Annotated in this window: 23 protein-coding genes; 15 read left to right on the top strand and 8 right to left on the bottom strand. The window is 70.4% G+C overall.

All coding sequences use genetic code 11. The features are described from left to right. Positions 1–4: 4 nt before the first annotated feature. Together IFR14_RS13385 and gabT are read right to left on the bottom strand one after the other, a co-directional pair. Positions 5–1009 (bottom strand): asparaginase, encoded by a 1005-nt coding sequence (locus IFR14_RS13385; protein ID WP_191941398.1) that lies wholly within the window; start codon positions 1007–1009, stop codon positions 5–7. Further along, positions 1006–2379 carry a 4-aminobutyrate--2-oxoglutarate transaminase gene (gene gabT / locus IFR14_RS13380; protein WP_121291798.1) on the bottom strand — a complete coding sequence of 458 codons (1374 nt, stop codon included), beginning with the start codon at positions 2377–2379 and terminating at the stop codon, positions 1006–1008. Before gabT ends, IFR14_RS13385 begins: the two co-directional genes overlap by 4 nt. An 82-nt stretch (positions 2380–2461) precedes the next feature. On the opposite strand from gabT, the gene IFR14_RS13375 reads away from it, so the two are divergent. After that, positions 2462–2944 (top strand): OsmC family protein, encoded by a 483-nt coding sequence (locus IFR14_RS13375; RefSeq protein WP_086473942.1) that lies wholly within the window; start codon positions 2462–2464, stop codon positions 2942–2944. A 21-nt stretch (positions 2945–2965) separates the two neighbouring features. Here IFR14_RS13375 and IFR14_RS13370 read toward each other — a convergent pair whose 3' ends face one another. Continuing rightward, positions 2966–3778: a lysophospholipid acyltransferase family protein gene (locus IFR14_RS13370; protein WP_191941397.1), complete on the bottom strand. Its 813-nt coding sequence runs from the start codon at positions 3776–3778 to the stop codon at positions 2966–2968. A gap of 293 nt (positions 3779–4071) precedes the next feature. On the opposite strand from IFR14_RS13370, the gene IFR14_RS21415 reads away from it, so the two are divergent. The 7 genes from IFR14_RS21415 (at position 4072) to ispG (ending at position 11153) form a co-directional block, all read left to right on the top strand. After that, positions 4072–4923 carry an FKBP-type peptidyl-prolyl cis-trans isomerase gene (locus tag IFR14_RS21415; protein ID WP_191941396.1) on the top strand — a complete coding sequence of 284 codons (852 nt, stop codon included), beginning with the start codon at positions 4072–4074 and terminating at the stop codon, positions 4921–4923. 35 nt (positions 4924–4958) lie between these two features. After that, positions 4959–6038, top strand: coding sequence for a 1-deoxy-D-xylulose-5-phosphate reductoisomerase (locus IFR14_RS13360; RefSeq protein WP_191941395.1), 1080 nt, complete (start codon positions 4959–4961; stop codon positions 6036–6038). Positions 6039–6123: 85 nt separating this feature from the next. Then, the gene (locus IFR14_RS13355; protein ID WP_191941394.1) at positions 6124–7458 is read left to right on the top strand and encodes a M50 family metallopeptidase; all 1335 of its coding nucleotides are present in this window, start codon (positions 6124–6126) and stop codon (positions 7456–7458) included. Positions 7459–7578: 120 nt separating this feature from the next. After that, a complete protein-coding gene (locus tag IFR14_RS13350) occupies positions 7579–8787 on the top strand; it encodes a sensor histidine kinase (RefSeq protein WP_191941393.1) in 1209 nt (402 codons plus the stop codon). Next, complete coding sequence (locus IFR14_RS13345; RefSeq protein ID WP_191941392.1) at positions 8784–9443, top strand: response regulator; 660 nt, start codon at positions 8784–8786, stop codon at positions 9441–9443. The genes IFR14_RS13350 and IFR14_RS13345 overlap by 4 nt, the downstream gene beginning before the upstream one ends. Before the next feature lie 134 nt (positions 9444–9577). Beyond that, on the top strand, positions 9578–9916 hold the full coding sequence (locus tag IFR14_RS13340; protein WP_191941391.1) for an SHOCT domain-containing protein: 339 nt from the start codon (positions 9578–9580) through the stop codon (positions 9914–9916). 76 nt (positions 9917–9992) lie between these two features. Further along, positions 9993–11153 (top strand): flavodoxin-dependent (E)-4-hydroxy-3-methylbut-2-enyl-diphosphate synthase, encoded by a 1161-nt coding sequence (gene ispG / locus IFR14_RS13335; RefSeq protein ID WP_064295337.1) that lies wholly within the window; start codon positions 9993–9995, stop codon positions 11151–11153. A 44-nt stretch (positions 11154–11197) separates the two neighbouring features. On the opposite strand, the gene IFR14_RS13330 is transcribed toward ispG, so the two are convergent. The 3 genes from IFR14_RS13330 to IFR14_RS13320 are packed head-to-tail and all read right to left on the bottom strand — an operon-like array spanning position 11198 to position 14731. Then, a complete protein-coding gene (locus IFR14_RS13330) occupies positions 11198–12508 on the bottom strand; it encodes a DUF6716 putative glycosyltransferase (protein WP_191941390.1) in 1311 nt (436 codons plus the stop codon). A gap of 28 nt (positions 12509–12536) precedes the next feature. After that, positions 12537–13466 carry an N-acetylneuraminate synthase family protein gene (locus IFR14_RS13325; RefSeq protein ID WP_191941389.1) on the bottom strand — a complete coding sequence of 310 codons (930 nt, stop codon included), beginning with the start codon at positions 13464–13466 and terminating at the stop codon, positions 12537–12539. Further along, positions 13463–14731, bottom strand: a complete 1269-nt coding sequence (locus IFR14_RS13320) for an acylneuraminate cytidylyltransferase (RefSeq protein WP_191941388.1) — start codon at positions 14729–14731, stop codon at positions 13463–13465. The genes IFR14_RS13325 and IFR14_RS13320 overlap by 4 nt, the downstream gene beginning before the upstream one ends. Before the next feature lie 198 nt (positions 14732–14929). On the opposite strand from IFR14_RS13320, the gene IFR14_RS13315 reads away from it, so the two are divergent. From IFR14_RS13315 to IFR14_RS13285, 7 genes are read left to right on the top strand one after another with little or no spacing between them, the layout of a single operon-like run. Further along, the gene (locus IFR14_RS13315) at positions 14930–15931 is read left to right on the top strand and encodes an AAA family ATPase (RefSeq protein WP_191941387.1); all 1002 of its coding nucleotides are present in this window, start codon (positions 14930–14932) and stop codon (positions 15929–15931) included. A gap of 4 nt (positions 15932–15935) precedes the next feature. After that, positions 15936–16826 carry a DUF58 domain-containing protein gene (locus IFR14_RS13310; RefSeq protein WP_229939091.1) on the top strand — a complete coding sequence of 297 codons (891 nt, stop codon included), beginning with the start codon at positions 15936–15938 and terminating at the stop codon, positions 16824–16826. Further along, entirely contained in the window at positions 16813–17280 is a 468-nt protein-coding gene (locus IFR14_RS13305; protein WP_191941386.1) for a hypothetical protein, read from the top strand. The genes IFR14_RS13310 and IFR14_RS13305 overlap by 14 nt, the downstream gene beginning before the upstream one ends. Beyond that, a complete protein-coding gene (locus tag IFR14_RS13300; RefSeq protein ID WP_137243278.1) occupies positions 17271–18269 on the top strand; it encodes a vWA domain-containing protein in 999 nt (332 codons plus the stop codon). Before IFR14_RS13305 ends, IFR14_RS13300 begins: the two co-directional genes overlap by 10 nt. Then, positions 18266–19306, top strand: a complete 1041-nt coding sequence (locus IFR14_RS13295) for a VWA domain-containing protein (protein WP_191941385.1) — start codon at positions 18266–18268, stop codon at positions 19304–19306. The genes IFR14_RS13300 and IFR14_RS13295 overlap by 4 nt, the downstream gene beginning before the upstream one ends. Further along, positions 19303–20406: a hypothetical protein gene (locus IFR14_RS13290; protein ID WP_191941384.1), complete on the top strand. Its 1104-nt coding sequence runs from the start codon at positions 19303–19305 to the stop codon at positions 20404–20406. The genes IFR14_RS13295 and IFR14_RS13290 overlap by 4 nt, the downstream gene beginning before the upstream one ends. Before the next feature lie 41 nt (positions 20407–20447). Next, on the top strand, positions 20448–22205 hold the full coding sequence (locus IFR14_RS13285; RefSeq protein ID WP_191941383.1) for a proline--tRNA ligase: 1758 nt from the start codon (positions 20448–20450) through the stop codon (positions 22203–22205). A gap of 47 nt (positions 22206–22252) precedes the next feature. Here IFR14_RS13285 and IFR14_RS13280 read toward each other — a convergent pair whose 3' ends face one another. Together IFR14_RS13280 and IFR14_RS13275 are read right to left on the bottom strand one after the other, a co-directional pair. Further along, positions 22253–22933 (bottom strand): response regulator transcription factor, encoded by a 681-nt coding sequence (locus IFR14_RS13280; RefSeq protein ID WP_064295346.1) that lies wholly within the window; start codon positions 22931–22933, stop codon positions 22253–22255. Then, complete coding sequence (locus IFR14_RS13275) at positions 22930–24639, bottom strand: sensor histidine kinase (protein WP_191941382.1); 1710 nt, start codon at positions 24637–24639, stop codon at positions 22930–22932. The genes IFR14_RS13280 and IFR14_RS13275 overlap by 4 nt, the downstream gene beginning before the upstream one ends. Positions 24640–24823: the final 184 nt, after the last annotated feature.

The following is a 24823-nucleotide window of genomic DNA, read 5'->3' as shown; positions in this document are numbered from 1 at the left end:
GCGATCAGACCGCGGTGACGGCGATCCGCCCGACGACGGTTGCTCCACCGTGGATGGCCAGGTCGAGTTCCGGCTCGAGGGCGTCGACGGCGGCCGCATCGAGTGCTCCGACCGAGACGAGCAGCCGGAGCGCGACGATCGTCGAGGCCCGGAGCGAGCCGTCGAGGACCTTGAGCGCGACGGTCGCGCCGCCGGGTGCTGACATGACCATCACGCCTTCCGCCCCGAGCTTCGCGAACAGGCCGAGGCGTTCGATGACGAGCGTGTTCGCCCGGCCTGGTCCGTCGAGCGCCCAGCCGTTGGCGAGCACCGCAGCCGTGAGCAGCCCGGCGTTCCGGTACAGGGCGAACGGCGAGGTGGGGGAGGAGTTGACGACGCGTCCGATGCCACGTGCGAGTCCGGTCAAGGAGACGGCGTACACCGGCGCCCCGCAGCCGTCGACCCCGCTGGCGGCGGGCTTCTCGCCGGTGAAGCGCTCGACGGTGTCGCGGACGGCGAGCTGCAACGGATGGTCGGGCTCGAGATACGTCGCCTGGTCCCACCCGTTCTGCGCGCAGGCGAGCAGCATGGCCGCGTGCTTGCCGGAACAGTTCATGTACAGGGGGCTCGTGCCGAGGCCGTCCCGGACCAGCTCGTCGCGGGATGCTCGATCGCCGGGCCAATCGGCCGGGCACTGCAACGCCGAGTCCTCGATCCGAGCTCGGCCGAGCATGCTGCGCACGACCTGGACGTGCTTCCGGGTCCCCGCATGGCTCGCGGTCGCGAGCACGGCCTGAGCGCCCTCGAGGGACACCCCGGCGTTCATGATCGTGATCGCCTGGAAGGGCTTGAGGCACGAGCGGGGGAAGACCGGTGCGTCCGGTGCTCCGAGGCTCGCGAGGACCTCGCCCTCCGGCCCGAGGACGATCGCCGATCCGGCGTGACGTGACTCGATGAAGCCGCTGCGCTCGACGACGGCCAACTCCTCCGCGTCCGCGACGCCGAAGGTCTGGGGGACCGCCGTGTTCACAGTGCTGCGAGCGCCTGATCGATGACCGTCATCGCGTCCGCGATGAGCTCGTCGGAGACGGCGAGGCTCGGGAGGAAGCGGAGGACGTTGCCGTAGGTGCCGGCGGTGAGGACGAGCACGCCCTGCTGCGCGGCGGCTGCGGCGATGGCGCTGACGGCGGCCGGGTTGGGCTCCTTCGTCGTCGAGGCGGTACCCGGCTGGACGAGTTCCATCGCGATCATCGCGCCGATGCCGCGGACGTCGCCGATGATGTCGTACTTGCCCTGGAGCTCGAGCAGCGCTGCCGTCAGGGTGGCACCGATGCGATCCGCTTCGGCCAGCAGACCGCGCGACTCGATCGACTCGAAGACCGCGACCGACGCGGCACACGCGACGGGGTTACCGCCGAAGGTGCCACCGAGCCCGCCGGGCTGGCTGGCGTCCATGATCTCGGCGCGCCCCGTGACCGCCGCGAGCGGCAGACCGCCGGCGATGCCCTTCGCGCTCAGCACGAGGTCGGGGACGAGGCCGAAGTGCGAGCTCGCGAAGTACTCGCCGGTGCGCGCCATGCCGCTCTGGATCTCGTCGGCGATGAACACGACGCCGTTGGCCGTGCACCACTCCTGGAGCGCGGGGAGGTAGCCCTCCGCGGGGACGACGAAGCCGCCCTCGCCCTGGATCGGCTCGACGACGAGGCACGCGAGGTCGGTGGCGCCGATGCGCTTCTCGAGGTAGGCGATGGTGCGGGCCGCAGCCGCAGCTCCGGACAGGCCGTCGTGGTAGGGGTAGGAGTTGGGGGCGTGGTAGACGTCGCCGGCGAACGGACCGTAGCCGGTCGCGTAGGGGGCGGCCTTGTAGTTCATCGCCATCGTGAGGTTGGTGCGACCGTGGTAGCCGTGGTCGAGCACCGCGACAGCCCGCCGACCGGTGTACTTGCGAGCGATCTTCACGCCGTTCTCGACCGCCTCGGCGCCCGAGTTTACGAGCACCGACTTCTTCGCGAAGTCGCCCGGGGTGTGCTCGGCGAGCAGCTCCGCGACGCGCACGTACTCCTCGTAGGGGGTGATCGTGAACAGGGTGTGCAGGACGTCGGCCGCCTGGTCCTGGACGGCGCCGACCACGGAGGACTCCGTGTGGCCGATGGTGGTGACGCCGATACCGGCACCGAGGTCGATGAACTGGTTGCCGTCGACGTCGACCACGATCGCGCCGTGCGCGCGCTCGATGTACACCGGGAGGACACTCGACACGCCATCGGACACGACGGCGGTCCGGCGGGCGTGCAGCGCCTGTGAGCGCGGGCCCGGGACGGCCGTCACGATGCGACGCTCCTGCGTCACGCTGGGGGCGGAGGCGGTCGTCTGGTCCGTGGTGTCGAGCGTGTCAGTCATAGTCCTCCAGCGTAGCGCGACCTCCCGACAGCGGGGCCGCGAACGCGGGCCGCGGTGGAGAGGCCAGTGGGATACTGGTGGCATGATCACGGGCCACCACGACTACACCATCGGCGTCCGCTGGGACGGAGACCTCGGGACGGGCACGAGCGGGTACCGGGATTACTCCCGGGAGCTCACGGTGACGGCCGCCGGGAAGCACGACCTCGAGGGCTCGGCCGACAAGCCGTTCCGCGGCGACCCGGGTCGATGGAACCCTGAGGAGCTGCTCCTGGCGGCCCTCGCGCAGTGCCATCTCCTGTCCTACCTGCACGTCGCCGTGACCCTTGGTGTCGTGGTGACGGCCTACACGGACGACGCCGTCGGGACCATGGTCGAGGACGGCGCGGGGAGCGGTGCGTTCACGGAGGTGGTCCTGCGTCCGCAGGTCACGGTCGCCGATGCATCGATGGTCGAGGCGGCGCGAGCAGGGCACGCCCGCGCGAACGAGCTGTGCTTCATCGCCAACTCGGTGAACTTCCCGGTCCGTCATGAGCCGACGATCGTGGTCGCGACGACCACCTGAGGAGTGGACCGACGCCGCGGCTCAGAGCCGCTCGGGGCGGAAGGCGCGCTTGATGCGCTCGACGGTGTCGGCGGGCGGTGACTCGTTGTAGGCGTTCGCGAGCTCCTGGCCAGTGAGGGCGTGGATCGCCGCCATGATCTCGTCCGTCGCCTTGCGTCTGGCGCGTCCTGAGGTCGCCGGTCCATGGTGGCTCACGTCGATGGGTTCTCCGAAGATCACCGTGACCGGTTTGAACTTCGGGATCGTCGTGCCCACCGGCATGAGGTCGTCGGTGCCGATGAGGCCGACCGGGACGACCGTCGCGCCCGTGGTGAGTGCCAGCCAGGCGACGCCGGTCCTGCCGCGGTACAACCGTCCGTCGAGCGACCGGGTGCCCTCGGGGTAGATGGCGAAGGCCTCGCCGCTCTCGAGGATCCGGCGCCCCTGGTCGAGGGCTTCCTGCGCTGCCTGCCCGACACCACGTTCGACCCCGACCGCGCCGATCGAGGTGAAGAACGTGCGCGAGACCCAGCCCTTCAGGCCCCGTCCGGTGAAGTAGTCGGACTTCGCCAGGAACTGCACCCGTCGTGGCGCGCTGATGGGGATCGCGATGCTGTCGATGAACGAGAGGTGGTTGCTCGCCAGGATGACCGGCCCACGCTTCGGGACGTTCTTCCGGCCGATGATCTTGGGACGGTAGAGCAGCTTGGCCGTCGTGTTCAGGACGGCTCGTCCGAAGTAGTAGACGACACCGGGTTTCGAGGGCGTGGCCACCGTGTCGTCCGTCGACGGCTCGACCGTGGCCTGGTCGGAAGGTTCCTGGGCGCGTCGCTGCGTCTGTTCCTCATCGGCCATGCGCACGACTGTACCCGCCGACGCATGCGCGACTCGGCATACTGACGGGGGCTGGTGCACCGACGATGTTCGGCGCGCTGTCAGCCAGCATGGAGCCTGGTGGGTGAGACTGGACCGACCCCTCAGCAACGACCGAAAGTTCCCCTGTGCGCAAGAGCCTCTGCCTTCTGGCCGTCATCGCGTCCCTCGTGTCGCTGACCGCGTGCAGTTCGGCGACGTCGCAGTCGCAAGCGCTTCCCAGTCCGGGGGAGTGCGCCGACACGAGCGCAGGCAAGGCGTCTAAGGCGATCAGCGTGAGCGGTGACTTCGGCTCGATCCCCGAGGTCACCTTCGCCAAGGGCACCCTCGCCGCAGACACGACCGAACGCACGATCGTGGCCAAGGGCGACGGAGAGCGGGTCGATCCCGGCGACACGACGTTCGTCGAGATGTCCATCTACAACGCCGTGACCGGGTCGATCGTCGCGCAGACCGCCTACGGTGCGAGCCCGGCGACGGCGATCGTGGTCAACGACCAGAAGTACCTGAAGGGCCTCGTCCGCGCCGTCGAGTGCACGAACGTCGGATCCCGCGTCGCGGCGTTCGTCACGGCGGGCGACGGTTTCGGTTCCGCGGGGTCGAGCGACGGCACGGTCCAGGCCGACCAGCCGCTGGTCGTCGTGGCCGACGTCCTCAGCACGGTGCACAGCGATGCCAAGGCGGACGGCGTCCCGCAGGAGCCCGTCGCCGGGATGCCCGCGGTCGAGCTCGACACCGCCGGACGACCCACGGTGACCATCCCCGAGGAGCCCGCTCCGGCCGATCTCCAGGTCGCGGTCCTCAAGCAGGGCGACGGAGCGGTGGTGCAGCCCGACGCCGAGGTCATCATCAACTATCAGGGTGTGAACTGGCGGACCGGCGAGGTCTTCGACGAGAGCTGGGGCAACGGGCCGACCAACTTCCAGCTGTCCGCCGTGGTGAAGGGCTTCTCGAGCGCCATCGCCGGCCAGCACATCGGATCCCAGGTCATCGCCGTCATCCCACCCGACCTCGGGTACGGGCCGAGCGGCGGCAACAGCCAGGCGGGCATCGAGGCCGACGACACCATCGTGTTCGTCATCGACATCCTCGACGCGAGCAGCACCACGGCTCCCGCCGCGGGCTGAGCGGCCCGCACCGCCGCCGACGTAGACTGACCGCCGTGAGACGCGTCATCATCCTCGGATCAACCGGCTCGATCGGCACGCAGGCACTCGACGTCATCCGGGGTGACCGCGACCGCTTCGAGGTCGTCGGCCTGACGGCCGGCTCGAACGCCGAGCTCCTCGCCGAGCAGGCCGCCGCCTTCCACGTCGACGACACGGCCCTTGGCGCGGTCGACGCCGAGCAGCTCATCCGCAGTGTCGACGCCGACGTGGTGCTGAACGGCATCACGGGTTCCATCGGGCTCGGCCCGACCCTCGCGGCGCTCGAGACGGGTCGGACGCTCGCGCTCGCGAACAAGGAGTCACTCATCGTCGGTGGCGACCTCGTGCGACGGATCGCGACACCCGGCCAGATCGTGCCCGTGGACTCCGAGCATTCCGCGATCGCCCAGGCCCTCCGTTCCGGCACCGCCACCGAGGTGCGGCGGCTCGTCCTGACCGCCTCGGGAGGACCGTTCCGCGGACGGGACCGCGCATCGCTCGTGGGCGTCACGCCGGCCGAGGCGCTCGCCCACCCCACCTGGGACATGGGTCTCGTCGTCACGACGAACTCGGCGACCCTCGTCAACAAGGGTCTCGAGGTGATCGAGGCGCACCTGCTGTTCGACGTCCCGTACGACCGCATCGAGGTGACGGTCCACCCGCAGTCGATCGTCCACTCGATGGTCGAGTTCATCGACGGTTCCACCATCGCGCAGGCCTCGCCTCCCGACATGCGGCTCCCCATCTCCCTCGGGCTCGACTGGCCCAACCGGGTCCCAGGCGTGGGCGTCCCGCTCGATTGGACCTCGCCCCAGCAGTGGACGTTCGAGCCCCTCGATAACGAGGCCTTCCCGGCGGTGCGACTGGCCAAGCTCGTGGGCGGGCAGGGCCGCACCTATCCGGCCGTGTTCAACGCCGCGAACGAGGAGGCCGTTGCGGCCTTCCATGCGGGTCGACTGGACTACCTCGGCATCCTCGACACCGTCCGCGCGGTCGTCGACGACCACGAGGCGCCCGAGGGCGAGCTCACCCGGGAGGCGCTCGCGGAGGCGGAGCGCTGGGCGAGGGCTCGCGCGCAGCAGCGCATCGGCTGACCTGCCCGTTCATCGTCGGAAGCTTCCGAGCGGCCGTACAGCCGGCGTGCAGCCGGTGACCCGACCGCGCGAGTAGGGTTACGCCGTGGAATCCGTCCTCCTCTACCTCCTCGGCATCGTGATCGTGCTCGTGGGCCTCATCGTGTCCATCGGGCTGCACGAGGTCGGTCACCTCGTGCCCGCGAAGCTGTTCGGCGTGCGGGTCACCCAGTACATGATCGGCTTCGGTCGCACCATCTGGTCGCGCCGCAAGGGCGAGACCGAGTACGGCGTCAAGATGATCCCGCTCGGCGGCTACATCTCGATGATCGGCATGTTCCCGCCCAAGCAGCCCGGCGGTGCCGCCCGGAACGCCAGCACCGGCTTCTTCGACACGCTGGTCCAGGACGCGCGGGAGGCGAGTGCCGACACGATCGGCGCCGGCGACGAGGAGCGCACCTTCTACCGGTTGCCCGTCTGGAAGCGGATCGTCGTCATGCTCGGCGGGCCGTTCATGAACCTCGTCCTCGCCGTCCTCTTCATCGGTATCGCCGTGTCGGGGTTCGGCGTCCCGCAGCAGAGCAGCACGCTGACCTCGGTGTACGAGTGCGTGCTGCCGTCGACAAGCGACCGCCAGAGCTGTGCAGCGGGGGATCCGCAGGGTCCGGCCGCCGCCGCAGGCTTGAAGCCGGGCGACACGATCCTCTCGATCGACGGCACCCCGATCTCCACCTTCGCCGAGATCTCCGCGGCCGTGCAGGATTCGCCGGGCAAGCCGTTGGCCCTCGAGGTCGCCCGCGGCGAGCAGCGACTCGATCTCACCCTGACGCCGTTGCTGCTCGAGCGGGACGTCGTCGACGCCCAGACCGGAAAGATCGTCACGAACGCCGACGGGTCGGCGAAGACCCACGAGGTCGGCTTCGTCGGCATCACGCCGCAGCAGCAGATGGTGGCGCAGCCCGTCACCACGATCCTGCCGACCGTCGGCGACACGATCGCCCGGACCGCCAACATCATCCTGAACCTGCCCCAGCGACTCATCGACGTCGGGCAGGCCGCGTTCGGATCCGGTGAGCGCGATCCCAACGGGCCGATGAGCGTCGTGGGCGTCGGACGGGTCGTCGGCGAGGTGGTCAGCCTCGACGAGATCCCCGTCGCGTCGAAGGCGGCGACCGTGTTCGGCATCCTCGGGTCGCTCAACGTCGCGCTCTTCGTCTTCAACCTCATCCCCTTGCTGCCCCTCGACGGCGGGCACGTCGCAGCAGCGCTCTGGGAGGCGATCCGTCGCCGCTTCGCGAAGGTCTTCCGACGTCGCGACCCGGGACCGGTGGACGCGGCGAAGCTCATCCCGCTCACGTTCGGCGTGGTGATCGTCCTCGGCGGCATGAGCGCGCTCCTCGTGTACGCCGACATCGTCAAGCCGGTCAACCTCTTCGGCTAGGACGACGCGACCGGAGCCCGCGGGACCGTCCCATCCCGGTACGGCCGTACTCCCCGGGGAGTACGGCGCAGGCTCCGTGCGGGCGACGCGGCGGCTCCGACCCGCGAGTAGCATGCAGGGATGGCATCGGTCGAGACGGGTTCGGCACCCTGGATGACGCCGGGCGATCGCCGACCCGGACGCCCCGTCTGGCGCCTCTGGGCGCCGGTGGTGGTGTCCTTCCTCGTCCAGGTGCCCGCGACAGCGGTGCTCGCCCTCCACGGTTCCTTCGGCCCGGGTGCCGGTGCCTCGGGGTGGTCCCGTTCCTCGGCCGTCCTCCTGGCACTCGCCGGCGTGCTCTGCCTGCTCGCTGCCAGGCGGTCGCCCGGGCCGACGGTCGCGGCGGTCGCCGTGCTGTCGAGCGCCTCGATGCTGACGGGTCCCACCTGGGGCCCTCCCGCCGTGGCGCTGGCGTTCGCCGCGGGTTCCGGCATCGTCCGTGGGGCGCGCGGCTGGACCTATCCGTCGCTGGGACTCGGGTGGGCGCTCGCCCTGACCGTCGCGCTCGCCGTCGGTTGGAAGGTGTCGGGCTTCCGCGTCGGGGCGACGACCGCCCTCGTCATCGTCGCCGTCCTCCTCGCCGAGGGACTCCGCACCCGGCGCGAACAGCTCGACGCGGATCGCCGGCGTCAAGGCGAACGTCGGGCGTCCGCCGCCCAGGAGGAGCGCGTGCGCATTGCCCGTGAGCTGCACGACGTGGTCGCCCACTCACTCGCGCAGATCACCGTCCAGGCCGGTATGGGGCTGCACCTCATGGACACCCAGCCCGAACGTGCCAGGGAGGCGCTGACGAACATCAAAGGGTCGAGTAAAGCGTCGCTCGACGAGGTCCGTGGCCTCCTCGACGTCCTCCGTGGTGCCGATGCGGCCCAGGACCCCACGACAGGCGCGCCGAGGCGACCGGGGCCGGATCTCGAGGCACTGCCGCTCCTCGTCCAGTCCCTCCGGGACCAGGGTGTCGACGCGGTCCTCGAGCTGCGCCTCGTCTCCACGCCCGGCGCGGCCGTGCAGCAGGCGCTGTACCGGATCGCGCAGGAGAGCGTCACGAACGTCCTCCGGCACGCGCAGGCCGGACGGGTCTCCGTCGAGCTCGTCGAGGTCGACGGCACCTACCGCCTACTCGTGGAGGACGACGGAGTCGGTGCCCCACCCGGACCCGCGGAGCACGGCAACGGCCTCCTCGGCATGACCGAGCGCGCCGAGCTCCTCGGCGGCACCCTCGAGACCGGGCGGAGTCCGCTCGGCGGCTTCCGTGTCACGGCCCGGGTGCCGGTCCGAGGCGTCGCATGATCCGCGTGGTCGTCGCCGACGACCAGGCACTCATCCGCGGCGGGTTCCGCGCCCTCCTCGACGCGGAGCCCGACGTCGCGGTCGTGGGTGAGGCGGCCGGTGGGGACGAGGCGCTCGTGGTCGTCCGTCGGGAGCGGCCGGACGTGGTCCTCATGGACATCAGGATGCCCGGAGGCGACGGCCTGGCCGCCACCGAAGCCATCGTCGCGGATCCGACGCTCGAGGCCACCCGCATCATCGTCGTCACCACCTTCGAACTCGACGAGTACGTCGCGCAGGCGATCCGGGCGGGCGCGAGCGGCTTCCTCGTCAAGGACACCGAGCCGGCCGAGCTCATCCGAGCCGTCCGCGTGGTCGCGTCTGGTGACGCCCTGCTGTCGCCCGGGGTCACGAGGCGGCTGCTCACCCAGGTCGCCGGAGCGATCGCCGCGCCGCTCGACGATGCCGTGATCGCCGGGCTCACCGAGCGCGAACGCGAGGTGCTGGGTCTCGTCGGACGCGGACTCACCAACGAGGAGATCGGAGCGGCGCTGTTCCTCAGCCCGCTCACCGCGAAGACCCACGTGTCGCGCATCATGTCGAAGCTCGCGGCGCGCGACCGGGTCCGACTCGTCGTCATCGCCTACGAGACCGGGCTCGTCAGTCCCGGCGTCTGAGCGCCGGGTGGTCGTACTCCCGGGGGAGTGCGGTGATCCGTCCCGTCGTCGGATGCCCTCGGTCACCATCCGGAGGAGGCTCGGGGTCGTGATGCGGACGACGGTCGTCGTCCGCCCGACGAACGGAGTCCTCCATGTCCACCTCCCTGATCGTGCTCGCCGCGACCGCCATGCATCCCGGTGGTCCCGGGCCGGGCTTCCACCTCCTCTGGCTGCTGCTCATCCCCGCGTTCTGGATCGCCGTGATCGTCCTCATCGTCGCGCTCGTCGGTCGCCGGTGGCGTCGCCGAGCCTGGTCCGGGGCGTCCCCGGACGGCCACCAGGGCCCGCCGTGGGCCTGGCGTCAGGACGGGTCCCGGAGCGCCGAGCAGACGCTCGCCGAGCGCTTCGCCCAGGGCGACATCGACGAGGTCGAGTACCGGGAACGGCTCGGCGTCCTGCGTGGGAATCGCGAGGCGCCGCCCGCGCGTTGACCGCGGATCGCGACGTCCCAGCAGGCATTCAGCTCACGGGGAGCCTGCGGGGCGTCGCGCGCGTAAGCTGAGGCTCGTGGTAGCTATCAATCTGGGTCTTCCGTCGGTTCCCGAGACGCTCAGCCCGCGGCGCAAGTCGCGACAGATCAAGGTCGGCAAGGTGCTCGTCGGCGGCGACGCCCCGGTGAGCGTCCAGTCGATGACGACGACCCAGACGACCAACATCAACGCGACCCTCCAGCAGATCGCCGAGCTCACGGCCTCCGGCTGCGACATCGTCCGCGTGGCCGTCCCGACCCGCGACGACGCCGAGGTGCTGCCGATCATCGCGAAGAAGAGTCAGATCCCGGTGATCGCCGACATCCACTTCCAGCCCGCCTACGTCTACGCCGCGATCGACGCGGGGTGCGCGGCCGTCCGGGTCAATCCCGGCAACATCCGGAAGTTCGACGACCAGGTCGGCGAGATCGCCCGGCGCGCGAAGGCCGCCGGCGTCTCCCTCCGCATCGGCGTCAACGCCGGGTCCCTCGACCCGCGGTTGCTGCAGAAGTACGGCAAGGCGACTCCCGAAGCGCTCGTCGAGAGCGCCGTCTGGGAGGCGAGCCTCTTCGAGGAGCACGACTTCCACGACTTCAAGATCTCCGTCAAGCACAACGACCCGGTCGTCATGGTGAAGGCCTACCGGCTGCTCGCCGAGCGCGGTGACTGGCCCCTGCACCTCGGCGTGACGGAGGCAGGTCCCTCCTTCCAGGGGACCATCAAGAGCGCGACCGCCTTCGGCATCCTGCTCTCCGAGGGCATCGGTGACACCATCCGTGTCTCGCTCTCCGCGCCGCCGGCTGAGGAGATCAAGGTCGGCCTGCAGATCCTGCAGTCGCTGAACCTCCGCGAGCGCAAGCTCGAGATCGTCTCCTGCCCGAGCTGCGGGCGCGCGCAGGTCGATGTCTACAAGCTCGCGAACGACGTGACCGACGGCCTCGAGGGGATGAGCGTCCCCCTGCGCGTCGCCGTCATGGGCTGCGTCGTGAACGGCCCCGGGGAGGCTCGCGAGGCCGACCTCGGCGTCGCGAGCGGCAACGGGAAGGGCCAGATCTTCGTCAAGGGCGAGGTGATCAAGACGGTGCCGGAGTCGGAGATCGTCGCGACGCTCATCCAGGAGGCCAACCGTCTGGCCGCTGAGATGCCCGCGGACGACACCTCCACGGGCGCACCGGTGGTGACGGTCGGCTCCAACTGAGCCGGATCACCGCCCGACCGGTCTCAGGTCGAGCGGTGATCCCGTCAGCGGGCTGTGCGGTGACGAGCCCCGTGCGGAGCGCGCACCGGCGTCTCCGTCTCGATCGGTGCGAGCCGACGGGAGGCGATCGGTTGCCGCTCGGCCGGCTGGACGCCCCGAGCGCGGCGGACCAGACGGCGAGCGATCTGCAGTGGCCGCCCGATGACGAAGGCGACCGTGCCCAGCGCGCTCGTGTCGGCCCGCCCGAACGCCCGACGACGCTCCCAACCGGTGCGGAGCATGCCGCCGCGACTCTGTCGTGCGCGAGGACGGATCGGCAGGGTCCCGAGGTCGCGCGCCGCGAACGCCTCCTCCGACCGCTGGATCCAGTCGTCCTCCGGGGCAGGGTGGAAGTAGTTCTGCTGCAGCCAGTCCGGGTTCGGGTGCCGGAACCGGGCGGCCATGAGGTCGTCCTTGGAGGCCAGCAGCCCGCTGCCCTCGAAGACGGTGTTGATGAGCGCCGGGTCCACACCGAAGTCGTCGAGCAGGATGACCGGCACCCCGGCGGCGATGGCCTCGATCGCGGCGGTGGAACTCACGGTGACGAGCCCGGCCGCGTGGCCGAGGTGGACCGCCATCGAACCGGTGGCGACCCGGAGGTTGTCGGGTGTCGGCCCGGTGAGGAGGGTGTCGAAGGGGTAGTGCTCGTGATGGGTCTGCGGGTCGCCGGCGAGGCCGCGCACCTTGATCACGACGTCGAGGTCGCGGTGCCGGATCGCGAGGGTCCGCAGCCAGGAGAGGATCCGGAGCCGGTCGCCGCGGTCGGCCGGGACGGTGGCCTGGGCGGCGAAGACGACCCGGGTACGCGGGGCGGGCTCGGCCGGTGACTCGGTCGCCGGGTCCGTCAGGAACGGCAGGGTCGCGAGTGCGAACGCCGGCTCGACCCCGTGCGTCAGCGCGAGTTCACGGTAGGCGGCGACCTCGCGATGGCTGTGCAGGACGAAGACGTCTGCCTGCGCGCGGAGGAAGATCCCCTTCCACTTCGCCGGGATGGAGATGCCCGGGAGACCGGTGAGGAGGACCGGGCGGGTGGCGCGCCCGAGCGCGAGGAGTTCCGAGATGACGACCTCGGCGACCGGCCCACGCGTGGAGACGAACACGCCGTCCGGCTGCTCGGTCCGGATGAGGTCGACGAGTCGTCGGAGCGACAGGCGACGGACGGTCCGCCCCTCGAACGCCGTGTGGAGCAGGGCGATGTCCACCTGCCGGTCGGTGGCGGACACGTCGCTCTCGATGAGGACGAGGTCGACGTCCCAGCCGGTCGCGCGGGAGAGGGTGGCGGCGCCCCACTTCACGAAGGAGTCGGAGTCCACCACCCCGATCACCCGACGGCGGGGCCCATGATCAGGCATCGACCCTGCGCAGCTTCGCGAGTGGGGCGAGTTCGCCGGGGAAGATGCGCTTGACGCCGTCACCCATGGCGGTCTCGATGACCCGGATGTCGCGGACGAGGTTCGAGAAGCCGTGCGGTTCGAGCGACGCGGCGTGGTCCGAGCCCCACATGGCACGGTCGAGCGTGATGTGGCGTTCCACCATCGTGGCCCCGAGGGCGACCGCGGCGAGGGAGATCTGCAGACCGGTCTCGTGGCCGGAGTACCCGATGGGCACACCGGGGTAGCGGGCGGCGAGGCTGTCGATCATCCGCAGGTTCGCCTCTTCGGCGGGCAAGGGGTAGGTGGAGGTCGCGTGCAGGATGACCAGCGGCGAGTCCCGGAGGATCTCGACGGCGCGGTCGATCTGCTCGAGCGTCGACATGCCGGTCGAGAGGATGATCGGCTTCCCGGTCGCGGCGAGACGGGTCAGGAGGCCCGAGTCGGTCACCGAGGCGGACGCGACCTTGTGTGCGCTGACGCCCAGGTCCTCGAGGAAGTCGACGGACGGTTCGTCCCACGGAGAGGCGAACCAGCTGAGGCCGCGCAGGGTGGCGTGGTCGCCGATCTCGATGTACTGCTCACGGTCGAACTCGACCCGGTAGCGGTACTCGAGGTAGCTCATCTCACCCCACGGCGTCTGCCGCGGGACGTCGCGCATGTGCGCCGGCGTCGAGATCTCCGGCGTGCGCTTCTGGAACTTGACGGCCTGTGCGCCGGCGTCCGCCGCCACGTCGATGAGCCGCTTCGCGAGCTCCACGTCGCCGTTGTGGTTGAGACCGATCTCCCCGATGACGTACGCGGGGGCGCCGCCGCCGACGGGGATGCCGTCGATGCGCACGGGAGACGGCTGCGTCCGGCCGTCGAGGTCGGTGGTGTCGTTCGCGTCCTGGTGGATGCTCATGGTCGTGCTCCGTTCGATTGCAGCGTGGACAGCTTCAGGGGGTCGAGGACCGCGCGTGCGGCGAGGACGAGGTCGGCGAGTTCGCGGACGGCGCCGTCGCCGCCTCGGCGTTCCAGGACGAGCCGGGAGACGGCACGCGCCTCCGGGTGCGCATCGGCGACGACGACCGGCCAGCCGACGATCTCGAGGGCCGGGATGTCGTTGACGTCGTTGCCGAGGTACGCGATGCGGTCGAGTGGGACGCCCTTCGCCCGTGCCCAGTCGCGGAGCGCGGTCGCCTTGTCGGCGGAGCCGTACACGACGTCGACGCCGAGTTTGGCCGCGCGTGCGGCGACGATCGGGACCCGCTCGGTCGACAGGATCAGGAACGGCAGCCCGGCCTCGCGCAGCTGACGGACGCCGAGGCCGTCACCGCGATGGACGCTCACCCGTTCGACCCCGTCGGCGTCGATGCTGGCGCGGTCGTCGGTGTGGACCCCGTCGAAGTCGGTAACGACGGCGTCGACGTGGAGGTGGTGCTCCGAACGCTCCGTGCCCGACGGGATGCCCAATTGACGCTCCGCGAGTCCGGCGATCGCCTCGGCGACGAGCAGATCCTCCGGCTCGTCGATGTCGAGTGCGGCGAAGGACCTGGTGACGGCCGGCGCGATCCGGCCGAAGAAGCGGTGCCCGGCCTCGAGGAAGCCGTCCGTGTCGAAGACGTAGAACGAGCCGGTCTCGCGGTACTGCGGCGCGCGGTCCTGCCGTCGGGGACGCTCACGGTGGTCGTGACCGATCCCTCGGACACCCTTCGTCTTCTCCGTCCAGAGGAATCCGTGGTCGAGTACCGCGGCGAAGACGGAGTCCGCCCGCCCGGAGGAGACCAGGGCGACGGCGTCGTCGAGTGCTTCCACGTCGAGGAAGGGCGACGTCGCCTGCGCGAACACCGTCACGGGGGTCAGCTCGCCGCGCTCCGCGAGGACACCGAGCGCGTGGAGGAGCGCGGCCTCGGAGGAGGTGCTGTCCTCGGCGAGTTCGGCCGGCCGGTCGATGACCTCGGCACCGGCGGCGACGGCGGCGGCGGCGAGGTCCGGGTGATCGGTCGTGACGACCACGCGCGAGACGCCACCCGACCGCAGCAGTCCTTCGACCGATCGTGCGATGAGGGTGCTCCCGCGGACCGTCCTGAGGTTCTTGCGGTGGATCCCCTTCGAACCGCCCCTGACCGGGACGATCGCCGTCGCGCCGTCGGTCTCCGGGTGCCTCCCGTGCGCTGCAGATGTCATCGATCCACGGTAGGAAGCGGCGGTGGACGCGAGGGGGACGGTGGGCGAACGGCGGCCGACGCCCTGGTGGCCATCCGGTGGCCGAGGCGTCCGAGCTCCGGATCTTCACACGTAGACTGTTCGGACCGCCGGGTTCCACCAGGCGGATCCGCGTTCGACGGTCATCCGTCCGGACCGCCAGCCTCGCCAGGGAGACCAGTGACCGTGACGCCGAGCACCCCCATCGCGCCAGCCGAGCTGCAGCGGGCCCGCAGCATCCTCTCCGAGATCGTCGGTGCCTACGACGCGAAGGTGGTCGGCCAGCAGGGCCTGCGCACCACCCTGCTCGCGGCACTCGTCTCGGGCGGGCACGTCCTGCTCGAGAGCGTCCCAGGACTCGCGAAGACGACCGCGGCGGAATCGATCGCCCAAGCGGTGAACGCCTCGTTCAAACGCATCCAGTGCACCCCCGACCTGTTGCCGAGCGACATCATCGGCACCCAGATCTACGACGCCCGCACCGGCGCGTTCCAGACCCAGCTCGGTCCCGTGCACGCGAACTTCGTGCTCCTCGACGAGGTCAACCGGTCGAGCGCGAAGACCCAGAGCGCGATGCTCGAGGCGATGCAGGAACGCCAGACCTCCATCGGCGGCACGCACTATCCGTTGCCGAAGCCGTTCTTCGTGCTCGCCACGCAGAACCCCATCGAGCAGGAGGGCACGTACCACCTGCCCGAGGCGCAGCTCGACCGCTTCCTCCTCAAGGAGGTGCTCGACTACCCGACGATCGGCGAGGAGGCCGAGATCGTCCGTCGGGTGAACTCCGGGCTCTACGAGACCGACCAGGACCGCCCGGGGGTGAGCCTCGAGGACGTCCTGTTCCTGCAGTCCCTCGCCAAGCGGGTCTACCTCGACGCATCGATCCTCAACTACATCGTCCAGACGGTCTACGTGACCCGCCATGCGGGCGACTACCTGCCGCCGAAGCTCGCGAGCTACATCGAGTACGGGGCGAGCCCGCGTGCCAGCATCGCGTTCAGCACGGTCGCGCGGGCGCTCGCGATCCTCGCCGGGCGTGACCACGTCATCCCCGAGGACGTCAAGGGCTACCGCCACCAGGTGCTGCGGCACCGCATCATCCTGAACTTCGAAGCCGCGGCCGACGACGTCTCGCCCGAGACGATCATCGACGCCGTCTTCGGAGCGGTCCAGGCGCCGTAGGCCCGTGTCAGCCCCGCTGCTCCACCGGGTGAAGTCCAAGCTCTTCATCCACGCCCACCGCCGCGTGCGGGGGATGCTCGACGGCGAGTACCGTTCGGTGTTCCAGGGGAGGAGCCTCGACTTCGATGACCTCCGCGAGTACACCCCGGGCGACGAGATCAAGGACATCGACTGGAAGGCGACGGCCAGACACGGTGCTCCACTCGTGAAGCGCTTCATCGCCACGCGGAAACACCAGGTGCTGTTCGTCGTCGACACGGGTCGTGATCTCGCGGCGCTCGCCGAGGGTGGGAGCACCAAACGCGAGGTCGCCATCCTCGCGGTCGGCATCCTGGGGTACCTCGCGATCCGGCACGGCGACCTCGTCGGTCTCGTCGCCGGCGACGCCGCCGCACCGGAACTCGTCCGACCCGCCGGCACCGAATCGGCACTCGAACGCCTGCTGCAGCACATCGACCGGCGTGCATCGCTCGCGGCGCCCCAGAGCGATCTCGACGAGTTGCTCGGCTACGCGGCACGGTCGGTCAAGCAGCGCTGTCTGCTCGTGATTGTCTCGGACGACGAGGAGATCACGCCGAAGCGGTCGGAGATCCTCCGTCGCCTGCACGTCCAGCACGAGGTGCTCTGGATCTCGGTCGGGGACGCCGACCTCATGCGCGCGGAGTACACCGGTCGGGCGATGGTCGACGTCGCCGACGAGCGGTCCCTGCCGGCCTTCATCCGGTCGGACGACGCGCTCCGTCGCGAGTTCACCGAGGCCGTCACCAGCGCGACCGCCCGACACCTCGACCAGCTCGAGGAACTCGGCATCAGCGGTCAGCGCGTGACCGGGGCCGACGACGTCGTCCCCGTCCTCTTCCACCTCCTCGAGGCCCACCGACATGCCCGGCGATAACGGCTACTACGCACCGGTCCAGTACACGCTGCTCTGGCCGGTGCTCGGACTCGTGCTCATCGCGCTCGTGATCGGGTGGTACGTCTGGATGCTCGCCCACGTGCGCCGTCGCGCGCGCGGGAGCGCTCCGCGCCCGGCGCCGCAGCCGTCGCCGACCGTCCTGCGCGACCGCTACCTCGCACTCATCGGCGAGATCGAGCGCGAGCACGTGGACGGCGCCCTGAGTACGCGGCGCGCCCACCAACGGCTCGGCGCGATCCTCCGGATGTACGCGCACGAGTCCAGCGGCGTCCGCGCCCAGGTCATGACCCTCGCAGACCTCGATCGCGCCGGACTCGCGCCACTCAGTCGTGCCGTGTCGGCCTACTACCCGGTCGAGTTCCGCGAGGCCGAGACGGGCAGCGTCGCCGAGGCCGCCACGCTCGCCCGCCAGGTGGTGACGACGTGGAGCTGATCTACTGGTGGATGCCGCTCGTCTGGCTCCTCGCCGTGGCCGCGGTGGTCGCCGTCGTCGTCCTCGTGGCCCGCACCGGGCGTCGCCGGAAGGCGAACGCCGAGCCCCTGTGGGTCGCGCACTCCGAACGGCTCACCGCGCTCCCCGGATACCGTCGCGCGCTGTCGCGGTACCGGCGCCTCATCATCGCGACGATCGCCGCGCTCGGGGTGCTGCTGCTCGCCGGCACGGCCCTCGGGTCCCGCGTGGTGAGCACGACGGTGTTCCAGCCCGAACTGCGCAACCGCGACATCGTGCTCTGCCTCGACGTGTCCGGGTCGATGACGGAGTACGACGCCGCGCTGGTCGGGGTGTTCGAGAAGCTCGTGCAGCGGTTCGACGGTGAGCGGATCGCGCTCGTCCTGTTCAACGCGTCCGCGACCACGTACTTCCCGCTGACGAGCGACTACGACTACGTGGCAGCGCAGCTCGACCACCTCGTCGAAGACCTCACCTCGCCGGAGAGTGACTACGAGTACTGGAACGGCACCGATCTCGGGAACGGGTCGTCCCTCATCGGCGACGGTCTCGGGTCCTGCGTCATGCGGTTCGACCAGGTCGGCGAGGAACGGTCGCGCTCGATCGTGCTCGCGACCGACAACTACGTCGCCGGCGAGCCGATCCTCACGCTCAAGGAGGCCGGCGCGTACGCGAAGGCGCAGGACGTGACGGTGTACGGGATCAACCCCGGCGACGTCTCCAGCAAGGACTACCTCGACGACCTCGCCGCGGAGATGGACGAGGTCGTGACGTCCACCGGCGGGGACTACTATGCGCTCGCCGACCCCGGCGCGGTCGGCGGCATCGTCCAGCAGATCACGGCGGAGCAGACGAAGACGCTGAAGGGCGCCAAACAGCTCGTGCAGGTCGACGAGCCGTTCGTGTTCGTGCTGGCGGCGTTCGGCGGCCTCGCGGCGCTCATGCTGCTCGCCTGGAGGTTGCGCCGATGACCATCAACCCCGTTCTGCCGATCTGGGCCGTCGCCGTGCTCGGCGCCGTCCTCGCGGTCTTCGCCGTCTGGCAGTTCCTCGCCGGGGTGCGGCGGCCAGGAGCCTGGCACTGGATCGCCCGACTGGCCATGGTCGTCGTGCTCGTGATCATCGCCCTCCGACCGACCATCCCCGGCAACCATCGCCCGCCGTCCGCGATGGGCGACCTCGACGTCTACTTCGTCGTGGACACGACGAGCTCGATGGCCGCCGAGGACTGGCCGGACGAGACCGCGTCGGGGACGGACGAGAACGGCGCCCCGAAGCCGCCGACCCGACTCGACGGTGCGAAGGCCGACATCACCGGTATCGCCGACCGGCTGGCCGGTGCCCGCTACGCCCTCGTGACGTTCGACGCCGTGGCCGTCCAGCGCATGCCCCTCACGACGGACGCGACGGCGCTCCGGTCGGCTGCAGAGGCGATGACGCAGGAGATCACCACCTACTCCCGCGGCAGCAGCATCGACGCGCCGGTGGAGTTCATGACCACGCTGCTGACCCAGGCCGAGGAGCAGGAGCCGGGTCGGAACCGGATCATGTTCTACCTCGGTGACGGCGAGCAGACGAGTGGCGCGGCGCCCGGATCGTTCGAGAGCATCGCACCGCTCATCGGCGGCGGTGGCGTGCTCGGCTACGGGACCGAGGCCGGTGGGACCATGCGCGAGTTCTCCGGGTACCAGGACGGCAGCGTCCGCTACATCCAGGACTACTCGACCGGTGAGCCCGCCGTGTCCCGGCTGGATCCGGGCGCACTCGAGACGATCGCGTCGCAGCTCGGCGTCGAGTCGGAGATCAGGACACCCGGCGCGTCGCTCGACGACGCACTCGACGGCCTCGCCGTCGGCGGCGTCACCGTCGAGGACGAGGTGGACATCCGGCGCACCGATGAGCTGTACTGGGTGTTCGCGCTCGGGTTCGGTGTGCTGCTCCTCACCGAGCTCCCCGGCCTGGTCGGCGCGCTGGGCGAGCTCCGACGGACGAAGGGTGGGCAGGCATGACCCTCTTCGACGATCGGACCCGCACCGACCGGCCCGACGATGCGCCGCGCAGCCCGGAGCCACGGCCACGACTCGAGGAACCGCGGCGTCCGCCGCTGGCCCCGGCCGAGGTCGCCCGGTTGCGCCGTCGGCTGTTCTGGTGGTCCCTTCCGCTGGTGCTCGTCGCCCTCGTCGTCGGGGTCAAGTTCGTGAGTCTGCCGGTCGTCGCGCAGTCGGCGATCGCCGAGTACCGCGCCGAGGACTACTCCGGGGCGCAGCTGAGCGCGGGGCACCTCTTCACGGCGAACGTCGTCGAGCCGTGGATCGCCTGGTTCGACCGGGGCACCGCAGCCGCGGCCGGGCAGGACTGGGTGCAGGGGACCGACGACCTCGGGAAGGCGCTCGAGCTCGCGCCGACGGAGGAGACCGCCTGCATCGTCCGGGTCAACCTGGCGCGCGCGTACGAGACCCAGGCCGACGAGTACGTGAAGGGCCAGTTCTTCCAGGGCGCCATCAACCTCTACGACACGGCGAAGCGGATCGTCGACGAGGGCGAGGGCTGCTTCGAGGGGGAGTCCCAGGATCAGAACGAGGACCCCCAGGACCCCCAGGACCCCCAGGACCCGCAGGACCCGCAGGACCCGCAGGACCCGCAGGACCCGCAGGACCCGCAGGACCAGGGTGATCAAGGTGGTCAAGGAGGTCAGGACGACCAAGGCGGTCAAGGTGACCAGGGCGATCAGGGCGATCAGGGCGATCAGGGCGACCAGGGTGACCAGGGCGACCAGGGCGGAACCGGGCAGCAGCCCGACGTGATCGATCCGAAGGGTACGCCCGGTGAGAACCTGCAGGACACCGGCGATCGCATCGACCGCAAACGTCAGGATGCGACCGACCAGCGCGACCGGTCCGGCGGGCAGGGCCAGCAGGATCCTTCGAACGGGGGACAGGGCGACGGCGACTCGAGCGGCTCGAGCGGTACCGGTGACAGCGAGGTCGACGGGAAGGTCGACAAGTTGAAGGACGCCGGCCAGGACGCCCAGCAGGACAAGTCGACCGAGGACGCCAAGAACCGCGGTCGGAACAACGACAACGGGAACTTCGCCGATCGCCCCTGGTAGCGGTTCCGGGCTGCCCACGTGTGACGGACTAGCATGGACAGGTGGTTACGCGCCTTTCGAATTACTTCCTCCGTACGCTCCGTGAAGACCCTTCCGACGCGGAGGTGACGAGTCACCGCCTGCTGGTGCGGGCGGGGTACATCCGACGCCAGGCGCCGGGTGTCTTCGCCTGGTTGCCGCTCGGGTTGCGGGTGAAGAACAAGATCGAGGCCATCGTCCGCGAGGAGATGGCGAACGCCGGCGCGTTCGAGGTGCACTTCCCCGCGCTCCTGCCGCGCGAGCCCTACGAGGTCACCGGCCGGTGGGAGGAGTACGGCGACGCCCTCTTCCGCCTGCACGACCGCAAGGGTGCCGACTACCTGCTGGCGCCGACGCATGAGGAGGTCTTCACCCTGCTCGTGAAAGACCTGTACTCCTCCTACAAGGACCTGCCCCTGTCGATCTATCAGATCCAGGACAAGTACCGCGACGAGGCCCGTCCCCGGGCAGGCCTCCTGCGCGGTCGTGAGTTCACCATGAAGGACGCCTACTCGTTCGACGTGTCCGATGCCGGGCTCGACGCGAGCTACCAGGCGCAGCGCGACGCCTACGAGCGCATCTTCACGCGGCTCGGCCTGGAGTACGAGATCGTGCAGGCCGACGCCGGCGCGATGGGCGGTTCACGGAGCGAGGAGTTCCTGCACCCCACCGCGGTCGGTGAGGACACCTTCGTGCGTTCGGCCGGCGGGTACGCCGCCAACGTCGAGGCCTACACCACCGAGGTCCCGGAGGCCCGCCCCATCGAGGGTCTGGCACCCGCGACGATCTTCGATTCGCCGAACACCCCGACGATCTCGACGCTCGTCGACCTCGCCAACGAGCGGCACCCGCGCGACGACGGACGGGCCTGGACGGCCGCCGACACCCTCAAGAACGTCGTGCTGGCACTGCGGCACCTCGACGGCACACGCGAGCTGGTCGTCATCGGCCTGCCGGGCGACCGCGACGTCGACCTCAAGCGCGTCGAGGTGGCCTTCAGCCCCGCGGAGGTGGAGGCCGCGACCGAAGCGGACTTCGCCGCGAACGCCGGGCTCGTCAAGGGCTACATCGGACCGTGGTCCCCGCAGGGGCCCGTCCTCGGTGAGGAGTCGGCAACGGAGATCCGGTACTTCCTCGACCCTCGGGTCGTCGACGGCACCGAGTGGATCACCGGCGCGAACGTCGATCAGCAGCACGTCTTCGGCCTCGTCGCCGGGCGCGACTTCACCGCCGACGGCTTCGTCGAGGCGGCCGAGGTCCGCGCGGGCGACCCCGCGCCCGACGGCTCCGGACCGGTCGAGCTCGCTCGAGGCATGGAGATCGGACACGTCTTCCAGCTCGGGCGCAAGTACGCCGAGGCGCTCGGACTGAAGGTGCTCGACGAGAACGGCAAGCTCGTCACGGTGACCATGGGCTCCTACGGCATCGGGATCACGCGCATCCTCGCGATCATCGCCGAGGGCAACAACGACGAGCGCGGTCTCATCTGGCCGAAGGCCGTCGCCCCGTTCGACGTGCACGTCGTCGCAGCAGGACGCGACGCGGCGATCTTCGAGGTGGCCGAGGAACTCGTGGCCTCGCTCGAGGCGGGCGGGAAGGACGTCCTCTACGACGATCGCACCGGCAAGGTGTCCCCGGGCGTCAAGTTCGGCGACGCCGAGCTGATCGGCGTGCCCGTCGTGGTGGTCGTCGGTCGCGAGGCCACCGAGGGCTTCGTCGAGCTCTGGGACCGGGCCGCCGGCACGAAGGACCGGGTCGCGATCGCCGACCTCGCCCTCTGAGCCGCGAGAGCGCAGGAACGGTCGTCCTCCCGTCGGGATGACGACCGCTACTGCGCTCTCGTGCTGAGGCGGTAGCCGGCTCCGCGGACCGTCGCGATGGCGTCCTTGCCGATCTTGTTCCGGAGATACCGCACGTAGACGTCGACGACGTTCGAACCGGGATCGAAGTCGTAGCCCCAGACCCGGCTGAGGAGTTCCTCCCGGCTGAGGATCTGGTCCGGGTGGCGGAAGAACTCCTCGGCCAGGGCGAACTCGCGGGTGGACAGCTCGACCGGCACACCGTCGACGAGGACGCGCCGTTCGCGCAGCTCGAGCTCCAGATGACCGACCGACAGCCGTTCCTGGACGGCGGTGGTCGACGCCGGAGCCCGCTCGGCCAGGCGTCGGCGGATCCTGGCCAGGAGCTCCTCGAACCGGAAGGGCTTCGACATGTAGTCGTTCGCCCCGCCGTCGAGGCCCGCCACGAGGTCTCGCGCGGAATCGCGGGCGGTCAGGATGATGACGGGGAGCTCGCTGCCGTCGTCGCGGAGCCGTCTGAGCACCTCGAAGCCGTCGACGCCGGGGAGTCCGATGTCGAGGACGAGCAGGTCGAAGTCGCCGCTCTCCGCCAGCTCGACGACCTGCGAGCCGTCGACCGTCACGTCCGCCGTGTGTCCGGCGGCACGCAGGCCCTTGCTCACGAACGCGGAGATCCGCGTCTCGTCCTCGGCGACCAGGATCCGGCTCATGCGTGGTCCTCCGGCGCACTCCGCCGAGCCGAGGTGTCGACGAGGTCCGGGAAGTCGTCCTCAGGGGACGGTGCTCGCGAGCGTGGTGGTGCGTCGATCGCGGGGCGTGCATCGCCGGGTGTCGGTCCGGCCTGCATCGCCGCGGTCGTCTGCGCCTCGGCGGCTTCCTGAGCCGCCTGCGCCTCTCGCAGCGCGATCGCCTGGGCCATCGCGCTGCGTGGGATCGCCGCGGTCTCGTCCGGGTCGAGGTCGAGGTCCGCGTCGGACCCTTCGTCGTCGTCCGCCACCGCGAGCGGCAGTCGGATGCTGAAGAGGGAGCCAGCCTGCTGCGTGTCCTCGACCTCGGCCCACCCGCCGTGTGCCGCGGCGATCGCCTGCACGATCGACAGGCCGAGGCCGGAGCCTGCGACACCCCGTCCACCGCTCACCCGGGTGAACCGGTCGAAGATGCGTTCGCGGAGCGCCTCCGGCACCCCGGGCCCGTCGTCGGCGACGGAGAGCACGAGCGCCGGGTCGTCCGACTCGTCGAACCGGCTCGAGATCACGATCGTCGACCCGGCCGGGGAGTACTTCGCGGCGTTGTCCGCGAGCTGCAGCCAGGCCTGGGCCAGTCGCCCGGCGTCGACGTCCGCGGTGAGTGCGGCCTGCTCGCCCAGGGTCCACTCGTGTTCGGGCGAGATCGCCGTGGCCTTCTCGTGGACCGAGGCCGTGAACGCCTCGATGTCGACCGGCTCCCGGTCGAGGGTCGACGCGAGTCCGGCCGTCGAGAGCTCCGTGATGTCGGCGACGAGGGAGCTCATCCGGTCGAGTTCGTCGAGGGCGAGGTCCCGGGTGGCGGCCACCTCCGCGGGGTCGGACGGATCGAGGAGCTCGAGGTGTCCGCGCACGATCGTCAGCGGCGTCTTCAGCTCGTGGCCGACGTCGTCGAGCAGCTGGCGTTGACTGGTGAAGGCCTCGTCGAGCCGGTCCAGCATGCCGTTCACGGTCGTGGTGAGCTCCGAGACGTCGTCGCGACCGACGACCGGGATCCGCTCGTCGAGGTCCGACTCGGTGATGCGGGCGGCGGCGTCCCGCAGCAGTCGGATGGGGTGGAGCAGTCCACCCGCGAGCTGCCAGCCGACGAGGCCGAGCAGGAGCAGGCACACCACGGCGACCACGATCTCGACGGCGAGGATGCCTCGGGACTCCGCGAGTGCCGCGTGCACGTCGGTGGCGATGACGACGTGGGCCACACTCGGGTCGCCGACGACCTGCACCGGGATGATCGCGTACCGCACGGTGCGGTCACCGGTGGCCTCGCCCGTGACGACGCCGCGGGACGACCGGGCCGTGATGGTGTCGAGCAGCTGCGGGTCGTCGTCCAGTCGGAAGGCGGACGGGGCGCTGGGCGCGACCGTCGAGCCGTCGGCGCGCACACCGATGGCGGTCTCGTCCTCGGCGAAGATCCAGCGTCGCATCACCGCGTCGACGGCCGCGTCGCTCGTCGCCGGGGCGTCGGCGGAGTCGCCTGAACCGACCACCATGAAGGCGATGAGCTCGGCGCTGTGCTCCAGGCGGGCGTCGATGGTCGCGAGGGTCTGCTGCCGGCCGAGCGTGTAGGTGGAGACGCCCACGAGCGTCATCGCGAGCGTCGTCGCGAGCAGGATCGCGACGAGGATCCTCACCCTCGTGCTCCGCATGACGTTCCGCAGCTCGCCCAAGACCATTGGCCAATCATGTCACCCGCCCCGAGACGTGGTCGAGCCGGGAGCGGGACCCTCGAGGACGCGCGGGGGCTTCCCAGCTGGGTGGATGACGTACCCCTCGGCATCCGGTACCGTAGACAGACGGGTTCGGCAGCACGGCAGCAGCATGCCCGTCGTGCCGCTGCACGTCTTGCCGCGGCACCAC

This window comes from Plantibacter sp. CFBP 8775 (assembly GCF_014839505.1).
Classification (GTDB): Bacteria; Actinomycetota; Actinomycetes; order Actinomycetales; family Microbacteriaceae; genus Plantibacter; species Plantibacter auratus.
Note: the sequence above shows the minus strand (reverse complement) of the source record. Positions and strands in the feature narration are given on the sequence as shown.

Excerpts from the sequence above, each read along its gene's own strand:
- gabT (WP_121291798.1), bottom strand. The coding sequence starts at position 2,379 with ATGACTGACACGCTCGACACCACGGACCAGACGACCGCCTCCGCCCCC.
- IFR14_RS13375 (WP_086473942.1), top strand. The coding sequence starts at position 2,462 with ATGATCACGGGCCACCACGACTACACCATCGGCGTCCGCTGGGACGGA.
- IFR14_RS13370 (WP_191941397.1), bottom strand. The coding sequence starts at position 3,778 with ATGGCCGATGAGGAACAGACGCAGCGACGCGCCCAGGAACCTTCCGAC.
- IFR14_RS13350 (WP_191941393.1), top strand. The coding sequence starts at position 7,579 with ATGGCATCGGTCGAGACGGGTTCGGCACCCTGGATGACGCCGGGCGAT.
- IFR14_RS13345 (WP_191941392.1), top strand. The coding sequence starts at position 8,784 with ATGATCCGCGTGGTCGTCGCCGACGACCAGGCACTCATCCGCGGCGGG.
- IFR14_RS13340 (WP_191941391.1), top strand. The coding sequence starts at position 9,578 with ATGTCCACCTCCCTGATCGTGCTCGCCGCGACCGCCATGCATCCCGGT.
- IFR14_RS13325 (WP_191941389.1), bottom strand. The coding sequence starts at position 13,466 with ATGAGCATCCACCAGGACGCGAACGACACCACCGACCTCGACGGCCGG.
- IFR14_RS13320 (WP_191941388.1), bottom strand. The coding sequence starts at position 14,731 with ATGACATCTGCAGCGCACGGGAGGCACCCGGAGACCGACGGCGCGACG.
- IFR14_RS13305 (WP_191941386.1), top strand. The coding sequence starts at position 16,813 with ATGCCCGGCGATAACGGCTACTACGCACCGGTCCAGTACACGCTGCTC.
- IFR14_RS13295 (WP_191941385.1), top strand. The coding sequence starts at position 18,266 with ATGACCATCAACCCCGTTCTGCCGATCTGGGCCGTCGCCGTGCTCGGC.
- IFR14_RS13290 (WP_191941384.1), top strand. The coding sequence starts at position 19,303 with ATGACCCTCTTCGACGATCGGACCCGCACCGACCGGCCCGACGATGCG.
- IFR14_RS13280 (WP_064295346.1), bottom strand. The coding sequence starts at position 22,933 with ATGAGCCGGATCCTGGTCGCCGAGGACGAGACGCGGATCTCCGCGTTC.
- IFR14_RS13275 (WP_191941382.1), bottom strand. The coding sequence starts at position 24,639 with ATGGTCTTGGGCGAGCTGCGGAACGTCATGCGGAGCACGAGGGTGAGG.